Annotated in this window: 20 protein-coding genes and 1 pseudogene; 8 read left to right on the forward strand and 13 right to left on the reverse strand. The window is 68.8% G+C overall.

Going from position 1 to position 20,754, the window contains the following annotated elements; translation table 11 throughout:
* Window positions 1–271 precede the first annotated feature (271 nt).
* Together AC06FD_RS12570 and AC06FD_RS12575 are read right to left on the reverse strand one after the other, a co-directional pair.
* Window positions 272–1,066, reverse strand: coding sequence for a MetQ/NlpA family ABC transporter substrate-binding protein (locus AC06FD_RS12570; protein ID WP_394164219.1), 795 nt, complete (start codon window positions 1,064–1,066; stop codon window positions 272–274).
* Between the two features lie 123 nt (window positions 1,067–1,189).
* Window positions 1,190–2,155 carry a helix-turn-helix transcriptional regulator gene (locus AC06FD_RS12575; protein WP_259209716.1) on the reverse strand — a complete coding sequence of 322 codons (966 nt, stop codon included), beginning with the start codon at window positions 2,153–2,155 and terminating at the stop codon, window positions 1,190–1,192.
* A gap of 92 nt (window positions 2,156–2,247) precedes the next feature.
* Between AC06FD_RS12575 and AC06FD_RS12580 the strand changes: the two genes are divergently transcribed.
* Window positions 2,248–2,865 (forward strand): hypothetical protein, encoded by a 618-nt coding sequence (locus tag AC06FD_RS12580; protein WP_478077983.1) that lies wholly within the window; start codon window positions 2,248–2,250, stop codon window positions 2,863–2,865.
* Between the two features lie 118 nt (window positions 2,866–2,983).
* Window positions 2,984–3,760, forward strand: coding sequence for a DUF481 domain-containing protein (locus AC06FD_RS12585; protein WP_259209720.1), 777 nt, complete (start codon window positions 2,984–2,986; stop codon window positions 3,758–3,760).
* A 225-nt stretch (window positions 3,761–3,985) separates the two neighbouring features.
* Here AC06FD_RS12585 and hemC read toward each other — a convergent pair whose 3' ends face one another.
* From hemC to AC06FD_RS12615, 6 genes are all read right to left on the reverse strand, one after another.
* Window positions 3,986–4,897: a hydroxymethylbilane synthase gene (gene hemC, locus AC06FD_RS12590; RefSeq protein ID WP_259209722.1), complete on the reverse strand. Its 912-nt coding sequence runs from the start codon at window positions 4,895–4,897 to the stop codon at window positions 3,986–3,988.
* Between the two features lie 9 nt (window positions 4,898–4,906).
* Window positions 4,907–5,635: a LytR/AlgR family response regulator transcription factor gene (locus AC06FD_RS12595; RefSeq protein ID WP_259209727.1), complete on the reverse strand. Its 729-nt coding sequence runs from the start codon at window positions 5,633–5,635 to the stop codon at window positions 4,907–4,909.
* Between the two features lie 10 nt (window positions 5,636–5,645).
* Window positions 5,646–6,692, reverse strand: a complete 1,047-nt coding sequence (locus tag AC06FD_RS12600; protein WP_259209728.1) for a sensor histidine kinase — start codon at window positions 6,690–6,692, stop codon at window positions 5,646–5,648.
* 3 nt (window positions 6,693–6,695) lie between these two features.
* Window positions 6,696–7,361, reverse strand: coding sequence for an alpha/beta hydrolase (locus AC06FD_RS12605; protein WP_478077984.1), 666 nt, complete (start codon window positions 7,359–7,361; stop codon window positions 6,696–6,698).
* Between the two features lie 53 nt (window positions 7,362–7,414).
* On the reverse strand, window positions 7,415–9,322 hold the full coding sequence (gene mdoH, locus AC06FD_RS12610) for a glucans biosynthesis glucosyltransferase MdoH (RefSeq protein ID WP_259209732.1): 1,908 nt from the start codon (window positions 9,320–9,322) through the stop codon (window positions 7,415–7,417).
* A gap of 565 nt (window positions 9,323–9,887) precedes the next feature.
* Window positions 9,888–10,067, reverse strand: a complete 180-nt coding sequence (locus tag AC06FD_RS12615) for a hypothetical protein (protein WP_259209734.1) — start codon at window positions 10,065–10,067, stop codon at window positions 9,888–9,890.
* Between the two features lie 196 nt (window positions 10,068–10,263).
* Here AC06FD_RS12615 and AC06FD_RS12620 point away from each other — a divergent pair, with 196 nt between their 5' ends.
* Entirely contained in the window at window positions 10,264–10,653 is a 390-nt protein-coding gene (locus tag AC06FD_RS12620; RefSeq protein WP_478077985.1) for a DUF2628 domain-containing protein, read from the forward strand.
* Between the two features lie 70 nt (window positions 10,654–10,723).
* On the opposite strand, the gene arsC is transcribed toward AC06FD_RS12620, so the two are convergent.
* Together arsC and AC06FD_RS12630 are read right to left on the reverse strand one after the other, a co-directional pair.
* On the reverse strand, window positions 10,724–11,134 hold the full coding sequence (gene arsC, locus AC06FD_RS12625) for an arsenate reductase (glutaredoxin) (protein WP_478077986.1): 411 nt from the start codon (window positions 11,132–11,134) through the stop codon (window positions 10,724–10,726).
* Window positions 11,135–11,145: 11 nt separating this feature from the next.
* Window positions 11,146–11,409: pseudogene (locus AC06FD_RS12630) on the reverse strand (NAD(P)H-dependent oxidoreductase); the annotation flags it as partial.
* A gap of 93 nt (window positions 11,410–11,502) precedes the next feature.
* Between AC06FD_RS12630 and AC06FD_RS12635 the strand changes: the two are divergent.
* The 4 genes from AC06FD_RS12635 (at window position 11,503) to AC06FD_RS12650 (ending at window position 14,873) form a co-directional block, all read left to right on the forward strand.
* Window positions 11,503–11,829, forward strand: a complete 327-nt coding sequence (locus AC06FD_RS12635; RefSeq protein ID WP_394164257.1) for an ArsR/SmtB family transcription factor — start codon at window positions 11,503–11,505, stop codon at window positions 11,827–11,829.
* The gene (gene arsB, locus AC06FD_RS12640) at window positions 11,826–12,917 is read left to right on the forward strand and encodes an ACR3 family arsenite efflux transporter (RefSeq protein WP_449335514.1); all 1,092 of its coding nucleotides are present in this window, start codon (window positions 11,826–11,828) and stop codon (window positions 12,915–12,917) included. The genes AC06FD_RS12635 and arsB overlap by 4 nt, the downstream gene beginning before the upstream one ends.
* Window positions 12,918–12,979: 62 nt before the next feature.
* Window positions 12,980–13,540 carry a DUF1003 domain-containing protein gene (locus AC06FD_RS12645; protein ID WP_259209743.1) on the forward strand — a complete coding sequence of 187 codons (561 nt, stop codon included), beginning with the start codon at window positions 12,980–12,982 and terminating at the stop codon, window positions 13,538–13,540.
* A 214-nt stretch (window positions 13,541–13,754) separates the two neighbouring features.
* On the forward strand, window positions 13,755–14,873 hold the full coding sequence (locus AC06FD_RS12650; protein WP_478077987.1) for an acyltransferase family protein: 1,119 nt from the start codon (window positions 13,755–13,757) through the stop codon (window positions 14,871–14,873).
* 80 nt (window positions 14,874–14,953) lie between these two features.
* On the opposite strand, the gene AC06FD_RS12655 is transcribed toward AC06FD_RS12650, so the two are convergent.
* Both AC06FD_RS12655 and AC06FD_RS12660 read right to left on the reverse strand, forming a co-directional pair.
* A complete protein-coding gene (locus tag AC06FD_RS12655) occupies window positions 14,954–17,560 on the reverse strand; it encodes a methyl-accepting chemotaxis protein (RefSeq protein WP_478077988.1) in 2,607 nt (868 codons plus the stop codon).
* Window positions 17,561–17,824: 264 nt separating this feature from the next.
* Window positions 17,825–19,303, reverse strand: a complete 1,479-nt coding sequence (locus AC06FD_RS12660) for a SulP family inorganic anion transporter (protein ID WP_478077989.1) — start codon at window positions 19,301–19,303, stop codon at window positions 17,825–17,827.
* A gap of 248 nt (window positions 19,304–19,551) precedes the next feature.
* Here AC06FD_RS12660 and AC06FD_RS12665 point away from each other — a divergent pair, with 248 nt between their 5' ends.
* Window positions 19,552–19,842 carry a putative quinol monooxygenase gene (locus AC06FD_RS12665; protein ID WP_259209750.1) on the forward strand — a complete coding sequence of 97 codons (291 nt, stop codon included), beginning with the start codon at window positions 19,552–19,554 and terminating at the stop codon, window positions 19,840–19,842.
* 10 nt (window positions 19,843–19,852) lie between these two features.
* Here the strand turns inward: AC06FD_RS12665 and AC06FD_RS12670 are convergent, their stop codons facing one another.
* The gene (locus AC06FD_RS12670) at window positions 19,853–20,716 is read right to left on the reverse strand and encodes a DMT family transporter (protein ID WP_478077990.1); all 864 of its coding nucleotides are present in this window, start codon (window positions 20,714–20,716) and stop codon (window positions 19,853–19,855) included.
* Window positions 20,717–20,754 lie beyond the last annotated feature (38 nt).

A 20,754-nucleotide genomic window follows, 5' to 3' on the forward strand; every position in this document is an offset into this window, starting at 1 on the left:
CGTGGATCTACGCCGGATTGCAGCATCCACGCATGGCGTGGATCTACGCCGGATTGCAGCATCCACGCATGGCGTGGATCTACGCCGGATTGCAGCATCCACGCATGGCGTGGATCTACGCCGGATTGCAGCATCCACGCAGGGCGTGGATCTACGCCGGATTGCAGCATCCACGCATGGCGTGGATCTACGCCGGATTGCGGCATCCTCGCAGGGCGTGGATGCGCGTCGGTTGCGGCGGTTGCCGTCGGGGTCGGGATCGGGGTGCCGATCAGAACGCCGGCAGCACCGCGCCCTTGTACTTCTCGGCGATGAAGGCCTTCACTTCCGGGCCGGTCAGGGCCTTGGCCAGCTTCTGCACGCGGGCATCGTCCTTGTTGTCCGGGCGCGCCACCAGGAAGTTCACGTACGGCGAATCCTTGCTTTCGATCGCCAGCGCGTCCTGGGTCGGGTTGAGCCCGGCATCCAGCGCGTAGTTGGTGTTGATCAGGGCCAGGTCGACCTGGTCGAGCACTCGCGGCAGCATCGCCGAATCCAGCTCGCGGAACTTGAGCTGCTTGGGGTTGGCGATGATGTCGCGCTGGGTGGCCAGGGCGTTGCTCGGGTCCTTCAGCGTGATCACGCCGGCCTTGTGCAGCAGGATCAGCGCGCGGCTGTTGTTGCTGGGGTCGTTGGGGATCACCACGTCGGCGCCGACCGGGAGCTCATCGAGCGACTTGAAGCGGCGCGAGTACGCGCCGAAGGGTTCGATGTGCACGCCGATGACCTTGACCAGGTCGGTCTTGCGGTCGCGGTTGTAGGCGTCCAGGTACGGCTCGGTCTGGAAATAGTTCACGTCCACCTGCTTCTGCACCAGCTGGTCGTTGGGCTGCACGTAGTCGTTGAACACGCGCACGTCCAGCTCGAGCCCTTCCTTCTGCAGCAGCGGCTTGACCACCGCCAGGATCTCGGCGTGCGGCACGGCCGTGGCGGCCACGACCAGCTTCTGGGAATCGGCGTTGGGCTTGCCGCAGGCGGCCAGGGCCAGCGCGGCGGCAAGCAGCGGGAGCAGCAGGGTCTTCTTCATGGGGGGCGGTATCCGGGGGCAACGATAGCGCCCAACCATACCGTACGCCCCGGCCTTGCGGTATCCGGGGCCATATGACCGGCGGGCATGAGCCAAGCGGACGGGCCAGCGCCCGCCCCGCCGTTACTCGTAGTTTGTCAACGCCAGCGCCAGCAGCGCCTTGGCCTGTTCGCGCAGCATCACCGGCTCGATGATCTCCGCATCCGAGCCGTAATGCAGCACGTCCATCAACAGCTCGCGCGAGACGCTGTAAGGCACCTTCAGCTCGTAGCGACCATCGGCCAGGAAGCGCCCCTGCTGCTTGGAATGCCAGTGTTCGTCGGCCACCCAACGCGCGGCCTTGGCACTGAACACGATCGTGGCCCAGCCCTTGGGCGGGCCGGAGAAGATGCCGTAGCTGGCGCCCAGCTGTTCGTCCAGCTCGGTGTCGTCCACGTCGCGGGCCACGGTGTCCACCACCCGCGCCTTGTAGATGCGGTCCACCGCGAAGCTGCGCAGGCCCTCGCGCCCGTGGTCCCAGGCGTCGAGGTACCAGTTGTCGCGGTAGTGGGTCATGCGCTGCGGCGAGACCGTGCGCTTGGTCGCCTCATCGGTGGAACGGGCGCGGTACTCGAAGGCCAGTTGCTTGCGCTCCAGCACCGCCGAGGCCACCGCACGGAAGCTGGCTTCGTCGAACTTGCGGCCGCGGTGCGGGATCACCCGGACCCGATCGACCGGCCAGGTGGAGACCCCGGCCTGGGCCGCGAGCAGGCCTTCGATGCGCTGCTGCAGCGGCGCCAGCACCGAGGACAGCACGCCGCCGCCGGTCCGCGCCAGCAGATGCTGCGAGGCCAGCAGCGCATGCAGCTCTTCGGAGCTGAGCCACAGCCCGGGCAGTTCGAAGCGGTCGCTCTCGTCGTCCTGGTAGCGGAAGCCGGCCTCGCCGTCGCCCTCCACCGGCGCCATCAGCGCATCGCGCAGGAAGGCCAGGTCGCGGTAGACGGTGGCGCGGGAACACTCCAGTTTTTCCTGCAGGGTTGCCACCGTCACCGGATAGCGGGCGGACTTCAGCAGACGATGCAGGGCGTTGATGCGTTCATATCGGTCCATGACCCGATTATGTCCGAGTCGCCGCCGTTGTGGCGGCCCGGACCGCATCTTCGGCTATCGTGAAGGCCCGATTCCTGCCGTTGCCCCCTGTCATGCGCCTGTTGCCCGCCGCCCTCCTCCTGTCCGCGCTGTTGTCCGGCTGCGGTGGCAGCCCCGATCCGGCCGCTCCGGCCGCCGTGCCGGCCGCGCCGAGCGTGCCGGCCGCAGCCGACCCGGTGCAGGCAGTGCTTGCGGCCAGCCAGCGCTTCGGGCAGCTGCGCAGCTTCCACGCCAGCCTGCGCATGCAGGGCCCGCGCACGGTGGACACCACGATGGAGTTCGTGGCCCCGGACCGCTACCGGCTGCAGACCGACGATGGCCCGCAGCTGATCATCGGCGACACCTTCTTCCTGCAGCGTGCCGGTGAAGTGCGCCAGGTGCCGGTCCCGCCCGGCCTGCTCGCGCAATGGCGCAGTCCGTTGCCGGCCGACCTGGCGCCAACCGATCTGACCGTGGACGACCTGGGCGGCGATACGATCGACGGCGTCGCCACGCGCAAGTATCGCGTGCGCCATGCCAATGCCGCGCCGGACGGCATGCTGTACTGGATCAACGCGCAGGGCCTGCCGGCGCAGATCGAACGCGAGGGCCAGACCCAGGGCCAGCGCTTCCGGATCACGCTGCGCTACACGCGGTTCGATGACCCGACGCTGCAGATCGCGCTACCCTGAACAGGGCTGTAGCCCGAACCCCTGCTAAAGCGCCACGCGCTGGCGGGAATCGCCGCCATATGCATCCAGTATCATCCCCCGTTGCATTTCCCCCACCGTTCGATCCGGAGAACCGTTGATGTCCCTGCGCGTCTCGTTGCTTGTTCCCCTGCTGCTGTGCGCCCCGGTGGCCTTCGCCCAGGACACCACCGACCCGGCCGCGATGACCTCGCCCTGGAGTGGCAGTGGTGGTGAGCTCGGCTTCGCCTCGGCCCGTGGCAACAGCAGTACCGAAAGCGCGAACGGTCGGCTGCGGCTGCGCTACACCGACGATGACTGGGTGCACAGCATGGACCTGTTCGGCCTGCGCTCGCGTTCGGACTACATCGAGACCAACGACGACGGCACCACCACCAAGCGCAGCAACACCACGGCCAACCGCTACACCGGCAGTGCCGGCAGCGCGCTGCAGCTGGGCGAGCACCGCCAGCTCACGGCCACGGTGCGTTACGAGCGCGATGACTTTGCCACCTACGACCGCCAGAGCTCGTTCGGTCTGGGTTACGGCACCCGATTGGTGGAGGGCGACAAGTTCTACATGGACGCGCAGATCGGCCCCGGTGTGCGCCGCACGCACAACACCGAAGACGACTCGACCCGTACCGGCCTGATCGGCCGCGGCCTGTTCGACGTGAAGTATTCGCTTACCCCCAACACCGACCTGGTCAACACCCTGCTGGTGGAATCGGGCTCGTACAACACCTTCGGCCAGAACGACTTCGGCGTGTCGGTGAGCATGAACGAACACCTGGCGCTGAAGGCCGGCTGGCAGGCGCGTTACAACAGCGACGTGGCCGAAGACAAGCGCAAGACCGACACCCTGACCACGATGAACGTGGTGTACAAGTTCAAGTGAGGCCCGTGGGCGCACCCGCGCCCCGGCACCGTAGAGCCGACCGTTGGTCGGCTGAGCGACTCGGCTGAGCCGACCGTTGGTCGGCTGAGCAGACTCAGCTGAGCCACCGTTGCTCGACTGAACGCCGAAACACCGGATACCGCGGCGCCCACGTCGCGTCGCCCCACCGCAGCATGCGCGGCAAGGCACTGCCGGCCGACGGCCGGCACCCCCCTCAGGGGCGTCTCACACCGCGAGCAGTTCGCCCGCGCCGCCCTCCAGCAAGCCACGCGCCACCAACTGCCCCAGCGCGTCCGGATCGCTGCCCGGCCCGCGCGCTTCGGCGCGCACGGTACGGCCATCGGCCACGCCGCCGACCAGCCCCTGCAGGAACAGATCCTCGCCCTCCCACTGCGCCAGGCCCGCCACCGGCACATGGCAGCTGCCGTGCAGCGCGCGGTTCATCGCGCGCTCGGCCTCCACGCAGGCGCGGGTGCGGGGATCGTCCAGCGTTGCCAGCAGCGCCATCACCTGCGCGTCCTCGCCATTGCATTCCACCGTCACCGCGCCCTGCGCCGGTGCCGGCAGCCAGGCCGGTGCGGTCAGCCGTGACACGATCCGCTCGCCCAGGCCCAACCGCTCCAGCCCGGCCACGGCCAGCACGATCGCGTCGTAGCCGCCGTTGTCCAGCTTGGCCAGGCGGGTGTTGACGTTGCCGCGCAGGTCCAGCAGCTCCAGGTCCGGGCGCAGCGCGCGCAGCTGGGATTGGCGGCGCAGCGAGGAAGTACCCACGCGCGCGCCGATCGGCAATGCGTCCAGTGAGGCGTAAAGGTTGGAGATGAAGCCATCGGCCGGATCGTGCCGGGCCAGCATGGCCGGCAGCGCGAACGGCGCGTCCAGCTCCATCGGCACGTCCTTGAGCGAGTGCACCGCGCAGTCGGCGTCGCCCCGCAGCATCGCCAGCTCCAGCTCCTTCAGGAACAGGCCCTTGCCGCCGATCGCGGCCAGCGAGCGGTCCAGCACCTCGTCGCCGCGCGTGCTCATCGGCACCAGCACCACCTCCAGCCCCGGATGCGCCTGGCGCAGGCGGTCGGCGACGTGTTCGCTCTGCCAGAGGGCAAGCGGGCTCTTTCGGGTGGCGATGCGCAGGGTTGTCATGCCGCCATTTTACAGGTGCTTGAGGTCCTGCTTGATGCTGGCCACGCAGCGCCGGCTCACCTCCAGCGGCGCCTTGCCATGGCGCAGCACGGCCTGGACCTGGCCTGCGCCATTTCGTCGCAGCTCGATCAGCTCGTGGCGGGCGACCAGGCAGTTGCGGTGGATGCGCACGAAGCGGTTGCCGAACTCCTCTTCCAGCGACTTCAGCGATTCCTCGAGGAGGTCCTCGCCGCGCGCGTGGTGTACGACGACGTACTTCTCTTCGGCCTGCAGGTAGTGGATGTCTTCGATCGGGATCAGCCGCAGGCTGCCACGCAGGCGCGCGCACAGCAGGGTGCGCGCCTGCTGGCTGGGCGTGCTGGGCTGCCCGCTGCGGCCGGCCAGGAAGGTGCGGGCGCGTTCCAGCGCGGCGGCCAGGCGTTCGGGGCGCACCGGCTTCATCAGGTAATCGATCGCGGCGGCCTCGAAGGCCGACAACGCGTGCGCGTCGTAGGCGGTGCAGAACACCACCGCCGGGCGCGGGTCGAACGTGGCCAGGTGGCGTGCCGCTTCCAGCCCGTCCAGGCCCGGCATCGCGATGTCCAGCAGGACCAGGTCCGGCTGCAGCTCGGCGCAGGCATGCAGCGCCTGTTCGCCATTCTCGGCCTCGGCCACCACCTCGACCCCGGCCAGTTCAGCCAGCAGGCTGCGCAGGCGCTCGCGGGCGAGCGGCTCGTCATCGGCAATGACCACCTTCAAGGCTGTTTCCTCACGGCACCGGGACGGTGATGTCGCAGGCATAGTAGCCGTCGCTCCACGCCCCCGTCATCCGCGCGGCCGGGCCGAAGCGCCAGGCCAGGCGATGGGCGATGCTGCGCTGTGCGTGGCCGGCCCCGTGTGCCAGCGGCAAGGCACGCGCCTGCGGGTCCGGCGCCGGGTTGTGCACGCGGATATGCAGCTGGTTGCCCTGGCAGGCCAGCGCGATGACGATGGTGCCGCCCCCGGGCAGCCGCGAGATGCCGTGCAGCACCGCGTTTTCCACCAGCGGCTGCAGCACCAGGCGCGGCATCGGCAGCGCCCACGGCAGGGGTTCCTCGCGTTGCCACTGCACCTGCAGGCGCTCGCCCAGGCGCAGCGATTCGATGGACAGGTAGCGCTCGGCCAGTTCGCACTCGTCGCGGAGCGTGGAATCGCCCTCGCCGGCGCCCAGTGCGGCGCGGAACAGGTCGGACAGGTCCAGCACCGCGCGCTCGGCCACCACCGGGTCGCGGCGTACCAGGCTGGCAATGAGGTTCATGCTGTTGAACAGGAAGTGCGGCCGGATCCGCGCCTGCAGCGCATCGGCCTGGGCACGCGCATTGGCCACGGTCTGCGCGGTCCAGCGATCGCTGACGTAGAAGTAGCGCAACGCCAGCGCCACGATCAACGCGGTCATGGTGGCGCTGCCCAGGGTGAAGCGCCAGAACCCGACCTGTTTGGCGAAGCCGTCGGCCTGCAGCACCCCGTAAAGGCCGTGCACCACGCCGGCGCAGAGCGCAGCGATCAGCGCGGTCATCGCCACCGCCAGCAGGGTGCCGGCCAGCTCGGGCAGGCGCGACAACGCGCCACGCGCCAGGCACAGGCAAATGGTCACCGCCAACGCCAGCCACAACGCGAAGCCGCTGGCCGAGAAGAAATCGGAGATCGACCAGTGCCGGCTGCCGTCCGGGGCCAGGGCGACCACGACCACCACCAGCTCGGCCAGGCCGAGCATCGCCGCCAGCCGCGGCAGGCGGCACAGCTCGGGCAACCAGGGTTGCTGGCGGGGGTCGTTCATGGCTCAGGCGGCCTGGAAGCGCCGGTCCAGCCAGTCGCCCAGGGCCTGCAGTTCTTCGCTGCAGACCTGGTGGGCCATCGGATAGGAATGCCACTCCACGGCGATGCCCAGGTCCTTGAAGGTCTGCGCGCTGTGCGCGCCGATCGCCTGCGGAATCACCGGGTCCTGGGTGCCGTGGGCCATGAACACCGGCGGCTGGATACCCTCGGGCGCACGCCGGGCCACGGCGTTTTCCGGGTCCGGCAGGTAGGTCGACAGCGCGATCACCCCGGCCAGCGGACGGGTCCGGCGCAGCATGGCACTCAGGATCACCGCCCCGCCCTGCGAGAAACCGGCCAGCAGGATGCGCTCGGCCGGAATGCCGGCGGCGACCTGCTGCTCGATCAGCGCATCCAGCAGCTGCACCGAGGCGTCCACGCCCGCGGCATCGGCGCGCGAACGGAAGTCCATGCTGACGATGTCGTACCAGGCCCGCATCGGCAGGCCGTTGTTGATGGTGATCGGCTGCACCGGCGCATGCGGGAACACGAAGCGGATCGCCGGCCAGTGCGGGCGCAGCAGCTCGGGCACGATCGGGGCGAAGTCGTGGCCATCGGCGCCCAGGCCGTGCAGCCACAGCACCGCCCATTGCGGGTCGGTGCCGGTTTCATTGATGACGGTGTCCAGCATGTGCGGCTCCCCTACGGTCGAACCGCATTATGCCGGGTCGCCGCGGTGCCGGGTCAGCCCGGCGCCGTGTGCTCGGCCGCGGCCTTGCGCAGCTGCGCGGCGCGCACCAGCACGGGCGGCGGCGCGGTTTCCTCGGGAATTTCCATCAGCCGCAGGCGGTGCATCAGGGTGCCCGGTCCGCGGGCGGAGGTGAGCGCCACCACCGGGATGGCCAGCACCATGCCGATCACCACCGGGGCCATCCACGCCGCCAGCGACGGCGACACGGCATACGCCAGCGCGCCCATGAACAGCCCGAACACGCTCAAGCCACCATAGCCGCGGATCAAGGCCGGCCAGGAAATGCCACCGTCGTCGCGCTGCTGCGCATCCCAGCCCGAATCCTTGCCGGCCAGCACTTCGGCCACGCCGCGCGACTGCACATACATCACCACCGGCGCCATCAGCGCGGCGAGCAGGGTTTCCAGCAGCATCGACAGCAGCGCGCGGATGCCGCCGCCGCAGCCGCGCCGCTCGACCGGGTCGAGCAGCATCGCGATGTACCCCAGCACCTTGGGGGTCAGCAGCACCACCATGGTGATGGCAAACATGCGGATGACCTTCTCTTCGTCCTGATGGCGCCAGTACAGGCTGGGCGAGAGATGCAGCACTTCGTTGAAATCGATGCCGCCCTGGAACAGCGGAATGGCGATGCCGACCAGCATCAGCATCCCCCACATCGGCGCGGTGAAGTAGTGGCCGATGCCGATCATCATGTGCATGCGGCTCACCCAGTGCAGGCCCTTGGAGCGCACCACCTTGGCGTGCTGCAGGTTGCCCTGGCACCAGCGGCGATCGCGCACCAGCATGTCGGTGAGGGTCGGCGGGCCTTCCTCGTAGCTGCCTTTCAGGTACGGCACCATGTGCGTGGCCCAGCCACCGCGGCGCATCAGCGCGGCCTCGACGAAATCGTGGCTGAGCACGTGGCCACCGAACGGCTGCTTGCCCGGCAGCGCGGGCAGGCCGGCGTTGTCGGCGAACGCCTGGGTGCGGATGATCGCGTTGTGGCCCCAGTAGTTGCTTTCCGCACCATGCCACCAGGCCACGCCGCGGCCGATCACCGGGCCATACACGCGGCCACCGAACTGCTGCATGCGGGCAAACAGCGTGCGCCCGCCGATCACCGCCGGCAGGGTCTGGATCAGGCCGACGTCCGGGTTGTGCTCCATGCCGGCAACCAGGCGCACGATGGTGTCTCCGGTCATCAGGCTGTCGGCATCCAGGATCAGCATCTGCGGATAACCGCCGCCCCAGCGCCGCACCCAGTCGGCGATGTTGCCGGCCTTGCGCCCGCTGTTGTCGCCACGACGCCGGTAGAACAGGCGTGCGTGCCCATCCACCGCGTCGCAGAGGTCGGCGAAGGCCTGTTCTTCGGCCGCACCGATATCCTCGCGCCGGGTGTCGCTGAGGACGAAGAAGTCGAACTTGTCCAGCTGCCCGGTCTCGGCCACGGACTCGTAGATGGCCTGCAGGCCGGCCAGCAGCCGGCGCGGGTCTTCGTTGTAGGTGGGCATCAGCAGCGCGGTGCGGGTGTGCACCACCGGCAGCGGCTGGTCGGGGTCGATGCCCAGCTTGTAGCCGCGATCGAACACCGCGGTGAGGAAGCCAGCCACCGCGCCGGCGAAGGACAGCGCGATCCAGGCGAACAGCGCCACGAACAGCACCAGCAGGCAGGCCTCCAGCACGGTGACGCCGTTGACGGCCAGCACCTTCCACATCATCACCGTGGCCGCGATGGTCATCGCCGCGGTGCCACCGAGGATGTAGAAGCGGCGCAGCGCCATCAGCCGCGGCGCGGTGCGCTGGCGCGGCACCTGCAGGCGACCCTCGCGGAACGACTGCTCGGGCATGGCCATCGGCACCTCGGCGGGCAGGATGGCCTGGCCGGCATCGGGGAGGACGTTGACTGTCTGCACACTCATCGGCGATTACCCTGCGTGAGTGGTGCCATCCCGGGCTGGCCCGGCGCGGAGAGGGTCATCCAGATCCTGGCACGCCCAGCGGCGTGCGTGTGTCCTGCCTGCGCGGGGCCGTGGCCGGCACGCAGCTGTTGTCTGTCACTACCGGAACCCACGAACTCTCCAACGGATCTGAGGCGAAAAATGCGGCTCAGCATAGGGGGCCAAATGTAAGCCGGATGCGAAGGGGGCCCGCGTGATTTCTCCCCATTCAGCAAATCTGTGACGCGTGCCGCCTCAGGCGGGGTGCGGCAAAACGCCGCAGGCCTTGTGGCACGGGGCTTTCCCCATTCATGTTGAACGCAGGTCCGGTTCCGGGAGCAGCCCGGCCGGCCGTGGCGGCCGCCCCGTCCCGCAGGCACCGTCGGCAGCGCGATGCGCAGCCCGCGCGCAGACCGGGCGATCGCGCCAACGTCGTCCCGGGATGCGTCAACCTGGGGTCACACGCGCCGCCGATGCAGCATCGCCGCCCCGCCTAGGCGTGGCAGCGACGTCATCGGTGCAGCGGGGTCTGCGGGGGACGCGTGCCTCAGGCCGGCGTGACGGCCACGGCGATATCGGCGTCCAGCAGCGGCTGGGTCAGCGCGCGCGAGCCGATCTGGGAAAACTGCAGGTGCGCCAGCAGATGCTGGGCCTGGGTGGCTTGCGGGCACGGTGCGATCCGCGGCCCTGCCGGCGGTCGCTCAGTGGTGATCACAACACTGGACATTGTCTGGTTATCTCGTTGCATTCCAATTCGCCGCGGGCCCCCTGCCGCGCGGAATGCGAACCCTATATCAAAACGAAGGCCATTGTGTGACGGGACCTGCATTGTGCCGGGGACCCTGCCCCAGGCGACAGAAAACTGGCGGCTACGCATAGGCAGCGGCTATCATGTAAACGTTTACAACCCAACCAAGACGGATATGGATTCCACTTCTACCTCCCAGTTCAGCCCCAAGTGGCAGTTCCGCTTCAACTTCTTCGACACCTACGGCGCGCCGAATACCCCGGCGTTCAAGGCGGCCTACAAGGCGCTGCCGTTCGGCCAGAAGATCAAGGTGAACTTCAACTTCTTCGCACTGTTTTTCAGCTGGATCTACCTGTTCATCCTGGGCATGTGGCGCAAGGCGCTGACCATCCTGGGCATCACCATCGTGCTGATGATCCTGGCGTCGTTCATGCCGGCCGTCGTCGGCCGCGGCGTCGGCATCGGCTGGTCGCTGCTCGTCGCGCTGACCACCAATTACGCCTATTACCTGGAGAAGGTGAAGGGCGACACCGGCTGGAACCCCTTTGCCGGCATGCGCTGGTAAGCGCTGCCTTGCGTGGGTGATGTTGATACAGGGCCCGGTCGAAAGACCGGGCTTTTTTGTGCGGTTCGCGTCAGCGGCAACGCGGGTCGATGACCACCTCGCCGTCTTCCTTGACGAAAGGCGTCTGCAGCACCGGCAGGATCTCAAGCACCCGCTCCGAGGGTCGCGCCAGGCGCACGCCCAGCGCGGTCTGCACGAAGGGGCGATTGATCAGGATCGGATGCCGCTGCATCGCGTCGAGCAGTGTGTCCTCGCCCAACCGTGGATCGCCCAGGCCAAGCTCGGCATACGGCGTACCCTTTTCCCGCAGTGCATCGCGTACGCACAGGCCGGCGCCGGCAATCAGTTCCCGCAGCCGCGTACGGTCCGGTGGTGCCTGAAGATACTCGATGACCTGCGCCTCGACCCCGGCATGGCGCAGCAACGCCAGGACATTGCGCGAGGTCGCGCAGGCCGGATTGTGGTAGATCACCGCTTTCATGCGCGCATCTCCTGCGTCGGCACGCTACCACCCTCGCGCAGGCTGCCCTCGCCGAGGGGCAGCCAGTCGACCTGGTTCTTGAACACGGCGCTGGGGCTGCCGTGCCGCTCGGGCCTGATCCAGGCCTGGCCCCCGGACCACGCCGGCCACGCGCGCAGTTGCTGGACCTTGGGATGGTCCGGGTCCACCGAGCCGGCCATCGGCAAGCCGTGCGGGTTGAACGGGCGCACCTTCGCCCCGTAGTGCAGCGGCAGGCGCTCCCCCTCGGAGGCCAACGCCGGGTCAGGGATATCGGCGGCTTCGACGATCAGGTCGGGCAAGGAGACCACGGATTGCTCCACACGTCATTGTTCGACTATTCTAGAAAAATGGAACATAAAACCGCAACCCATGCGCTGGCCGCGCTCGGCCATGCCACCCGACTGAGCGTCTTCCGCCTGCTCGTGCAGGCCGGGCACGGCGGCCGCCTCGCCGGTGAAATCGCGGCAGACCTTGGTCTGCCGGGCGCCACCCTGTCGTTCCATCTCAAGGAGCTGGCGGCGGCCGGCCTGGTCAGCGCCGAAGCACGAGGCCGCAGCATCTGCTATCGCGCCGACTTCAAGGCGATGGACGGCCTGGTCGGATACCTCACCGAGAACTGCTGCGCCGGCGATGCCAGCTGCGCGCCAGCCTCCCGCTGCGGTCCAGCGCAGTGACATCGCCTGGCGTTCCGCGGCTGGCGTTCCTCGACCGCTGGCTGACCGTGTGGATCTTCGCCGCCATGGCGCTGGGCCTGGGTCTTGGGACGGTGTTCGATGGCCTGCCTTTGGCGCTGGACACCTTGACGCTGGGGGGAACGAACGTGCCCATTGCCCTGGGGCTGATCCTGATGATGTACCCGCCTCTGGCCAAGGTGGATTACACCGCGTTGCCGGCAGTCTTCGCAGACAAGCGCGTGCTGGCGGTCTCGCTCGTGCAGAACTGGGTGGTGGGGCCGCTGCTGATGTTCGTGCTGGCCGCCGTGTTCCTGCACGACCATCCCGACTACATGACGGGCGTGATACTGATCGGATTGGCGCGCTGCATCGCCATGGTGCTGGTGTGGAATCAGCTGGCCGGCGGAGACAACCAGTACGTGGCGGGACTGGTGGCGTTCAACGCGCTCTTCCAGATCGCGTTCTTCAGCGCGTACGCCTGGTTCTTCCTGCGCGTGCTGCCATCCTGGGTCGGGCTTCAGGGCAGCGTGGTGCACATCAGCACGTGGTCCATGGCCGGCGCCGTGCTGTTCTATCTGGGCGTGCCGTTCGCGGCAGGCTGGCTCACTCGGCATGTGCTGCTGCGCCGGCGCGGGGCGCAGTGGTACGCAACGCGTTTCCTGCCGGCCATCAGCCCGATCACGCTGCTGGCATTGCTGTTCACCATCGTGGCCATGTTCAGCCTGAAAGGCAGTGAGGTGCTGCGCCTGCCGTTCGATGCACTGCGTATCGCCCTTCCATTGACGATCTACTTTGTCGTGCAGTTCCTTGTCAGCTTTGCGATGGGCCGCTGGGTGGCTCGCGATTATCCCCGCAGTACCGCAATCGCCTTCACTGCGGCAGGCAACAACTTCGAACTGGCCATCGCCGTCGCCATCGCCAGCTTCGGTCTGGCGTCGCCGGTAGCGTTCGCCGCAGTGATTGGGCCGCTGGTCGAGGTACCGGTGCTGATCCTGCTCGTGCACGTGGCAGTGCGTCTACGCCGTCGTGGCCGTGCGGCTGGAAGCGTACAGGCCACGCCTGCCGCGTCGCAGCGCCCGGCGCCCTGATCCTCACCGGCCCTTTCCCTGCCTCCTATCACGCTGCCGGCGACCGCCTTCCGGAGCCGCACATGTCCAACGCATCCACCCCCGACCGCCTCGAACGGGCCGCCCGCTGGCTCGGCCGCCAGAGCCACGACCTGGACGCCGTCGCGCGCCGCGTGATCGGGCGGCGTGCGGTCATCGACGACCCCAACCGCCGCCTGGAAGAACAATCCACCTTTGGTGAGCGGCTGGCCGACCGGGTGGCCAGCTTCGGCGGCTCGTGGACGTTCATCCTGCTGTTTGCCGCCGCGCTGCTGGTGTGGGTCGTTCTCAACACCGAGATCCTGGGCCGGACGGCGTTCGATCCCTACCCCTACATCTTCCTCAACCTCATGCTGTCGATGCTGGCCGCGATCCAGGCGCCGGTGATCATGATGAGCCAGAACCGGCAGGCGATGAAGGACCGGCAGATGGCCAGCTACGACTATGAGGTGAACCTCAAGGCCGAACTGGAAATCATGTCGCTGCACGAGAAAGTGGACACGGTGAGCCACGAAACGCTGCTGCAGATCCTGCAACAGCAGCAACGCCAGATCGACCTGCTGAGCGAGCTGGTGGCACGCGGCAGCACCCCGCCCGCGCCTTGAGCGAAGCGCGTGCCAACCCCGTCGCCACGCAGGACGTCGTCGTCCGCGGCGGCGACCAGGCGGCGCTGGCCGTAACGTCCTTCCTGCACGGCGACCGCCCCGCGACGTGCCGGTGGGTGATCCGCGAAACAGTGAGGCCGTGCCCGGCCTCGCCGGCGTCGGGTGATAGCATGCGCGGTCTTCGTCGTTCGCCCAACGCCCGGACACCGCCCGCATGGCCCAACCCAACCGACTCGCCTTCCTGGATGCCCTGCGCGGCCTCGCCGCCGTCTATGTGGTGCTGTTCCACGTCATGGCGATGCCGGCACCGGCACTGGCCACCGGGCCGGTAATGGGCGCCGTACTGGCGATGGGCGGCACCGGGGTGGCACTGTTCTTCGTCATCAGCGCGTTCTCGCTGGCCTACACGATGCCGCGCCACGCGCGCACGCCGCGGCCGCTGCTGAGCTTCTACCTGCACCGCGTGTTCCGCATCGCGCCGCTGTTCTTCGTGCTGCTGGCATTCTCGATATGGCGCGATGGCCGCGGCAGCCATGCCGGTCATTCGCTCCCGGAAATCCTGGCCAACGTCAGCTTCACCTTCAACCTGTTCCCGGGTTGGGAAGCGGGCATCGTGTGGGCCAGTTGGGCGATCGGGGTGGAGATGCTGTTCTACGCCGTGTTCCCGCTGCTGTTCCGGGTCATCGACCGCCCGCTGCGTGCGTGGTGGGTGGCGGTCGCGGGCACGCTGGCCAGCCTGCTGGCAGGCGCGGGCGTGTTCGGTGCGGGCGGGCTGGCGGCGGTAGGCGACTACGGGCTGCTGCGGCACCTGCCGGTGTTCCTGTACGGGATGCTGGCCTACCACCTGTTTGCCGCGCTGCCGACGCTGCAGGCCGGTACGGCGCGCCGCTGCTGCGCGGCCGCCCTGTTCGGTGGTGCGCTGCTGCTGGTCGCGCTGACCGTGGGCAGCGCGCGCGCGTGGGTGGTGCCGGGCCTGGGCTGGATCCTCTTCGGCGCAGGCTACGCGGCGCTGCTGGTTGGCATGTCGCGCTTCCCGCTGAAGTGGGTGGTCAACCGGGTGACCGCGTATCTGGGCCAGGTGAGTTATTCGCTCTACCTGGCCCACCCCATCGTGGTGGCGTTGCTGATCCCGGTGTTCCGGCGCATCCAAGCGCAGGTGCCGCACGCCGACCTGGCCTACCTGGCCTGTGCCGTGTTGACCCTCGCCGTTGCGATTCCGCTGGCCCATCTGGGCTATCGCCTGATCGAGGTCCCCGGCATCCGCGCCGGGCACCGCCTGCTGGCGGCCATCAACGGCCGCCGCACGGCGGTAGGTGCCGAACGCGCGCGGTGATCGCGGCCGCCCGGGCGGTCATGCGATAACCCGCCGCGCGCGGCCGCGGCGCGCGCCGCAGGAACGGGCGCGCAACAGGATCAGAACGTCTGCCAGTCCTCGCTGGCCAGGGCCGGCTCGCGTGCGGCAGCCTGCGGCGCGGCGCTGGCCCGCCTTGCCGGCGCACGCGCGGCGGGCGCGGCGGCGAACGCGGTACCGGTCTCGGTGCGGAAAATCGCCACCGCAGTGCCCAGGTGCTGCGCCTGCTCTTCCATCGCGCGCGCGGCGGCCGTGGCCTCTTCGACCAGCGCGGCGTTCTGCTGGGTGGTCTCGTCCATCTGGGTGATGGTCTGGTTGACCTGCTCGATGCCCGCCGACTGTTCCTTCGACGCCGCCGAGATCTCGGCCATGATGTCGTTCACCCGGCGCACGCCGCTGACGATGTCCTCCATGGTGCGGCCGGCGGTCTGCACCAGCGCCGAGCCTTCGGTGACCTGGCCGACCGAGTCGTCGATCAGGGTCTTGATCTCCTTGGCGGCACCGGCCGAACGCTGGGCCAGCGCACGCACTTCGGAGGCCACCACGGCAAAACCGCGGCCCTGCTCGCCGGCACGCGCCGCTTCCACGGCGGCGTTCAGGGCCAGGATGTTGGTCTGGAACGCGATGCCGTCGATCACCGAGATGATTTCGGCGATGCGCTTGGAGGAAGCTTCGATGCCGGCCATGGTGGTCACCACCCGGCCCACCACGTCACCGCCGCGCGAGGCGACGTCAGCCGCGTTGGCGGCCAGCGCGTTGGCCTGCACGGCGTGGTCGGCGTTCTGGCGCACGGTGGAGGTGAGTTCCTCCATCGAGGCGGCGGTTTCTTCCAGGCTGGCGGCCTGCTGTTCGGTGCGGCGCGACAGGTCGCTGTTGCCCGAGGCGATTTCGCCGGCGGCCAGGTTGATGCTGGCGGTGGCCTGCTGGATGCGGCCGACGATGTCGGTCAGCTGGGTCACGGTGGTATCGGCATCGTCGCGCATCCGCGCGAACACGCCGTGGAATTCACCCTGCATGCGCGCGGTGAGGTCGCCGGCGGCGATCGCGCGCAGCAGCGCGGAGATCTGCTGCAGGTTGTCGTCACTGACCTGCATCATGGTGTTGAGGTTTTCCACCATGCCGCGGAAGTCGTGGTCGAAACGCACCACGTCGCCGCGCAGGGTGAAGTCGCCCAGCGCGGCGGCACCGGCCAGGTCGCGGATCTGCGTGTTGATCGCACGCAGGTTGGCCTTGGTGGTGTCCATCGCCTCGGTGAAGCCGGCCTGCTCGCCCGGCAGGCGGTCCATGTCCTGGGACAGGTCGCCGACCGCGTAGCGCTGCATCACCTCGACCAGGCGGCGGGTCACGGCAATGTTGGCGCCGACCAGCTGGTTGGTGTCGCCGACCATGCGCCCGTACTCGCCGGGGAAGGCCTGCGCATCCATCCGGTAGCTCAGCTCGCCGGCCTCGTGCCGCTTGGCCATCTCGCCCTGCGCCGCCATCACCGAGGTGAGCTGGCTGCGCATGCGCTGCATCGATTCAAGCAGGCGCCCCACTTCGTCATTGCGCGGCGGCGGCAGCGCGGTATCCAGGCGGCCTTCGGCCACGTCCACCGACAGGCGTACCGCATCGGCCAGCGGGCGGATCGCCTGGCGGCGCAGCAGCACGTACACACTGGCACTGAGCACCAGCGCCGCGCCCAGGCCGACGGCCAGGATGATCCACAGCAGCGCGCGTGCCTGCGCGGTGATCAGCGCATACGGCACCACCACGCCCAGCGCGAAGCGCTCCTGGCTGCCACCGATGCGCAGCGGCACGTAGGCCTTCACGTTGCCGGCCTCATCCACCTGGAAATCCTCGAACCGCTTGTCCGCCCCCACCGCGGCCAGGATCTGGCGCGTGGTCGCATCGTCGCGGCGCTTGCCGATTTCCTTGGCATCGGCGGCGGCCAGCACGATGCCACCCGGCGAGATCAGTTCGACGCGGCCCTCGCCCATCGGGCGCAGGGCGGCCAGGCGGTCCTGCAGCGCCGCCAGGCCGAAGTCCACGGTCACCGCGCCAAGGAACTCGCCCTTGTCCAGCACCGGCGTGGACAGGGTGGTCATCAGCACCGGCTTGCCGGCGATCTCGTAGCGGTACGGCTCGGCCACGGTCTGGCGCTTGAGCGCACGCGGGCGCAGGTACCAGTCACCATCGCCCGGGGTGTCGTAGCCCTTGAGCGGATCCTGCGCGGGGCCGCCGTCCTGCCAGGACCAGTAGCTCATGAAGCGGCCGGTCGCATCGTGCGCCGGTGCATCGACGAACTCGCTGTCCTTGCCATCGAATGCCTGCGGTTCCCACAACGTGCCAAAGCCCACCCACTCCGGGTGCGAGCGCAGCTGCTGCTCCACCACCTGCGCGGCGACGGCACGGTTCAACGTGCCGGCGGCATGCTGCACCACCAGGCTGTCGGCGAGCGCCTTGCTGGTGGCGAAGGCGGTGGCCAGCTCGGCGCCGACCCGGCGCGATTCGGCATCCGCTTCACTCTGCATGGTCTGCCGCGAGGCACCTATCAGGGCCTGGCTGGCTTCGCGGTAGCTGATGGCGGCGGTGACGCCAAAGCAGAGCATGGCAATGAGCGCGGTACCGAGCATCAGCCGGTTGGCGATGCTGCCGGGGCGCGGGGAGGCGGCGGTGCGGGACGCGGACATGGGGACGGTTCCGGGAAGGAGTACGGTTCAGCGGACGCCATCAAGCGCCACTACGGCTTCACGCAGTCCATTGCGGTCCGGATCGGCGCGGTGCGACTCACGCCCGACCCGGCAGGAAAACGGCAACACTTCGACACGGCGCGGCGAGCGCGCCTGCCGGCACGGCCGATGGCCGTCCCAGCACCGCCCCGACACGCACGTCGGGGCATTGAGCTGGATAACGGCGCCACGGCGCCGATGTTGAGTCCCGTTTCCTGACCCTGTTCAGTGTTGCCCGGGTGCCGGGGCCGGATCCGCCGGCTTCCGCCCCACGCGGTCGACCAGGGTGCGGCTGGCCGCGTTGAGCCCGCGTACCTCCACCTGCCCACCGTGCGCGCGCAGTTTGTCCAGCACCCGTTCCAGCGCCGCCACCGCGCTGAGGTCCCAGAAATGCGCCTGGGCCAGGTCCACCACCACCCGCGCCGGCACCTGCTGCAGGTCGACGCTGGCCGCGAACTGGCCGGCCGAGGCGAAGAACACCTGGCCGCTGACGGTGTAAACGCGGGTACCGTCCGCCTCGATGACATCGTCGACCTGCAGCATCCGCCCGACCTTGCGCGCGAAGAACAGCGCCGACAGCAAGACCCCGGTCAGCACCCCCTTGGCCAGGTCATGCGTGGCCACGGTGACCACCACGGTGGCGATCATCACCATCGAAGAGCTCTTCGGGTGCTGGCGCAGCTCCTGGAACGAGCGCCAGTGGAAGGTGCCGATGCTGACCATCACCATCACCGCCACCAACGCCGCCATCGGGATCTGCCGCACCCACTCGGCGCCATAGACCACCAGCAACAGCAGCAGCACCCCGGCCACCAGGCAGGACAGCCGCCCGCGCCCGCCGGAGGACACGTTGATCACCGACTGGCCGATCATCGCGCAGCCGCCCATGCCGCCGAACAGCCCGGCGGTGATGTTGGCCAGGCCCTGGCCGGCGCACTCGCGGTTGCGCTGGCTGGGGGTGTCGGTCATGTCCTCGACGATCTGCGCGGTCATCATCGACTCCAGCAGGCCCACCACCGCCAACGTCGCCGACACCGGCAGCAGCAGGCGCAGGGTGTCCCAGGTGAGCGGCACGTCCGGGAACAGGAACACCGGCAAGCTGTCCGGCAGCGCGCCCATGTCGCCCACCGTGCGCACGTCCCAGTGCAGGCCGATCGACAGCGCGGTGAGCACCACGATCGCCACCAGCGGCGAAGGCACCGCGCGGGTCAGCCGCGGCAGCAGGTAGATGATCGCCAGCCCCGCCGCGCACACCGCCCACACCTGCCAGGACCGGCCGATCAACTCGGGCATCTGCGCCAGGAAGATCAGGATCGCCAGCGCGTTGACGAAGCCGGTGATGACCGAGCGCGACACGAAGCGCATCAGCACGCCCAGCTTCAGGACGCCGGCGAGTACCTGCAGCAGGCCGGCCAGGATCGTGGCGGCCAGCAGGTACTGCAGGCCGTGGTCCTTGACCAGGTCGACCATGACCAGCGCCATCGCCCCGGTCGCGGCCGAGATCATGCCCGGGCGGCCGCCGGCGATCGCGGTCACCACCGCGATGCAGAACGAGGCGTACAGCCCCACCTTGGGGTCCACCCCGGCGATGATCGAAAAAGCGATCGCTTCGGGAATCAGGGCCAGCGCGACGACCGTGCCGGACAGCAGGTCACCGCGGATATTGCCGAGCCATTGCTGGCGCAGCGGATAGGAAACAGACATGGGCAGACTCCGCGCGCCGGCGATGCGCACGGCGCGCTGTGTGATGAAGACACGACACTCCCTGGACCCGGCAGTGGCACGGGTGCGTGATCAACGCGATATCAGGGCGGGGTCATCACAATCCAGCAGGGCGGGCGGCGGCGGCGCGCAGGATAACGCAGCCCCCGGCCTGGCTCAACGCGCCGGTTGACCGTATCGGCGCCGCACGCGCACGATGCCGGCTCACGGCTCCCACCACAGGTACCTGCATGTACGGTTTGATCGGAAAGATGTTGATCGCCCCGGGCCAGCGCGACAGCGTGCTCGCGATCCTGCTGGACGGTACGCGCGACATGCCCGGTTGCCGCAGTTACGTGGTGGCCACCGACCCCACCCACGCCGACGCACTCTGGATCACCGAAGTCTGGGACAGCCAGGAGGCGCACCGCGGCTCGCTGGCATTGCCGGCGGTGCAGGCCGCGATCGCCAAGGCCCGGCCGCATATCACTGGTTTCGGCGAACGGTTCGAAACCGTGCCGGTGGGTGGGCACGGGATCTGAGCGGGCCGGCTCAGCGCGCGAAATGCCTGGCGCCAGCCACGCACGCCACCGCACACAGGGTCACCCCCAGCATGCCCATGCTCACCCGCTCGTGCAGCAGCACGGCGGCCAGCACCAGCCCGAAGAAGGGCTGCAGCAACTGCAGTTGGCCGACCGCCGCGATCCCCCCCTGTGCCAACCCGCGATACCAGAACATGAAACCGATCAGCATGCTGAACACCGACACATAGCCCAGCCCCAGCCACGCCTGGGTGCCCACGTGTGCCACGTCAAGCGGCCAGCGCAACCACAGCAGCGGCACCATCAAGGGCAACGACAGCAGCAATGCCCAGCTGATCACCTGCCATCCTCCCAACGTCCGCGTGAGTCGCGCGCCTTCGGCGTAGCCCAACCCGCAGACCAGCACGGCGGCGACCATCAGCAGATCGCCCTGCAGCGAGCCCCGGCCTGCGCCGAGCAGTGCATAGCCGGCCACCGCCGCGCTGCCCAGCAGCGAGAACACCCAGAACGCCGGACGCAGGCGCTCGCCACCGCGCAGCACGCCGAACACTGCCGTACTCAGCGGCAGCAAGCCGAGAAACACGATCGAGTGTGCCGAGGACACGTGCTGCAGCGCCAGCGCGGTCAGCAGCGGGAATCCCACCACCACCCCCACTGCCACCACCAGCAACGAGGCCAGGCTGGACCGCGAGGGCGGCCGCTGACGCAAGCCCACCAGCATGGCCGCGCCCAGCAACGCGGCGATACTCGCGCGCGCCGCGGTCAGGAACGTGGGGTCGAGGTCGGCGACCGCCACGCGCGTGGCCGGCAGTGAGCCGGCGAAGATCAGCACGCCAATGAATCCGTTGATCCAGCCTTGTGTCCGGTCGTGCATGCCTGCGTTCCTTGAATGAACCGCCAGTGGACCACGCA

It is taken from the genome of Stenotrophomonas sp. Steno-Z1, assembly GCF_056393175.1.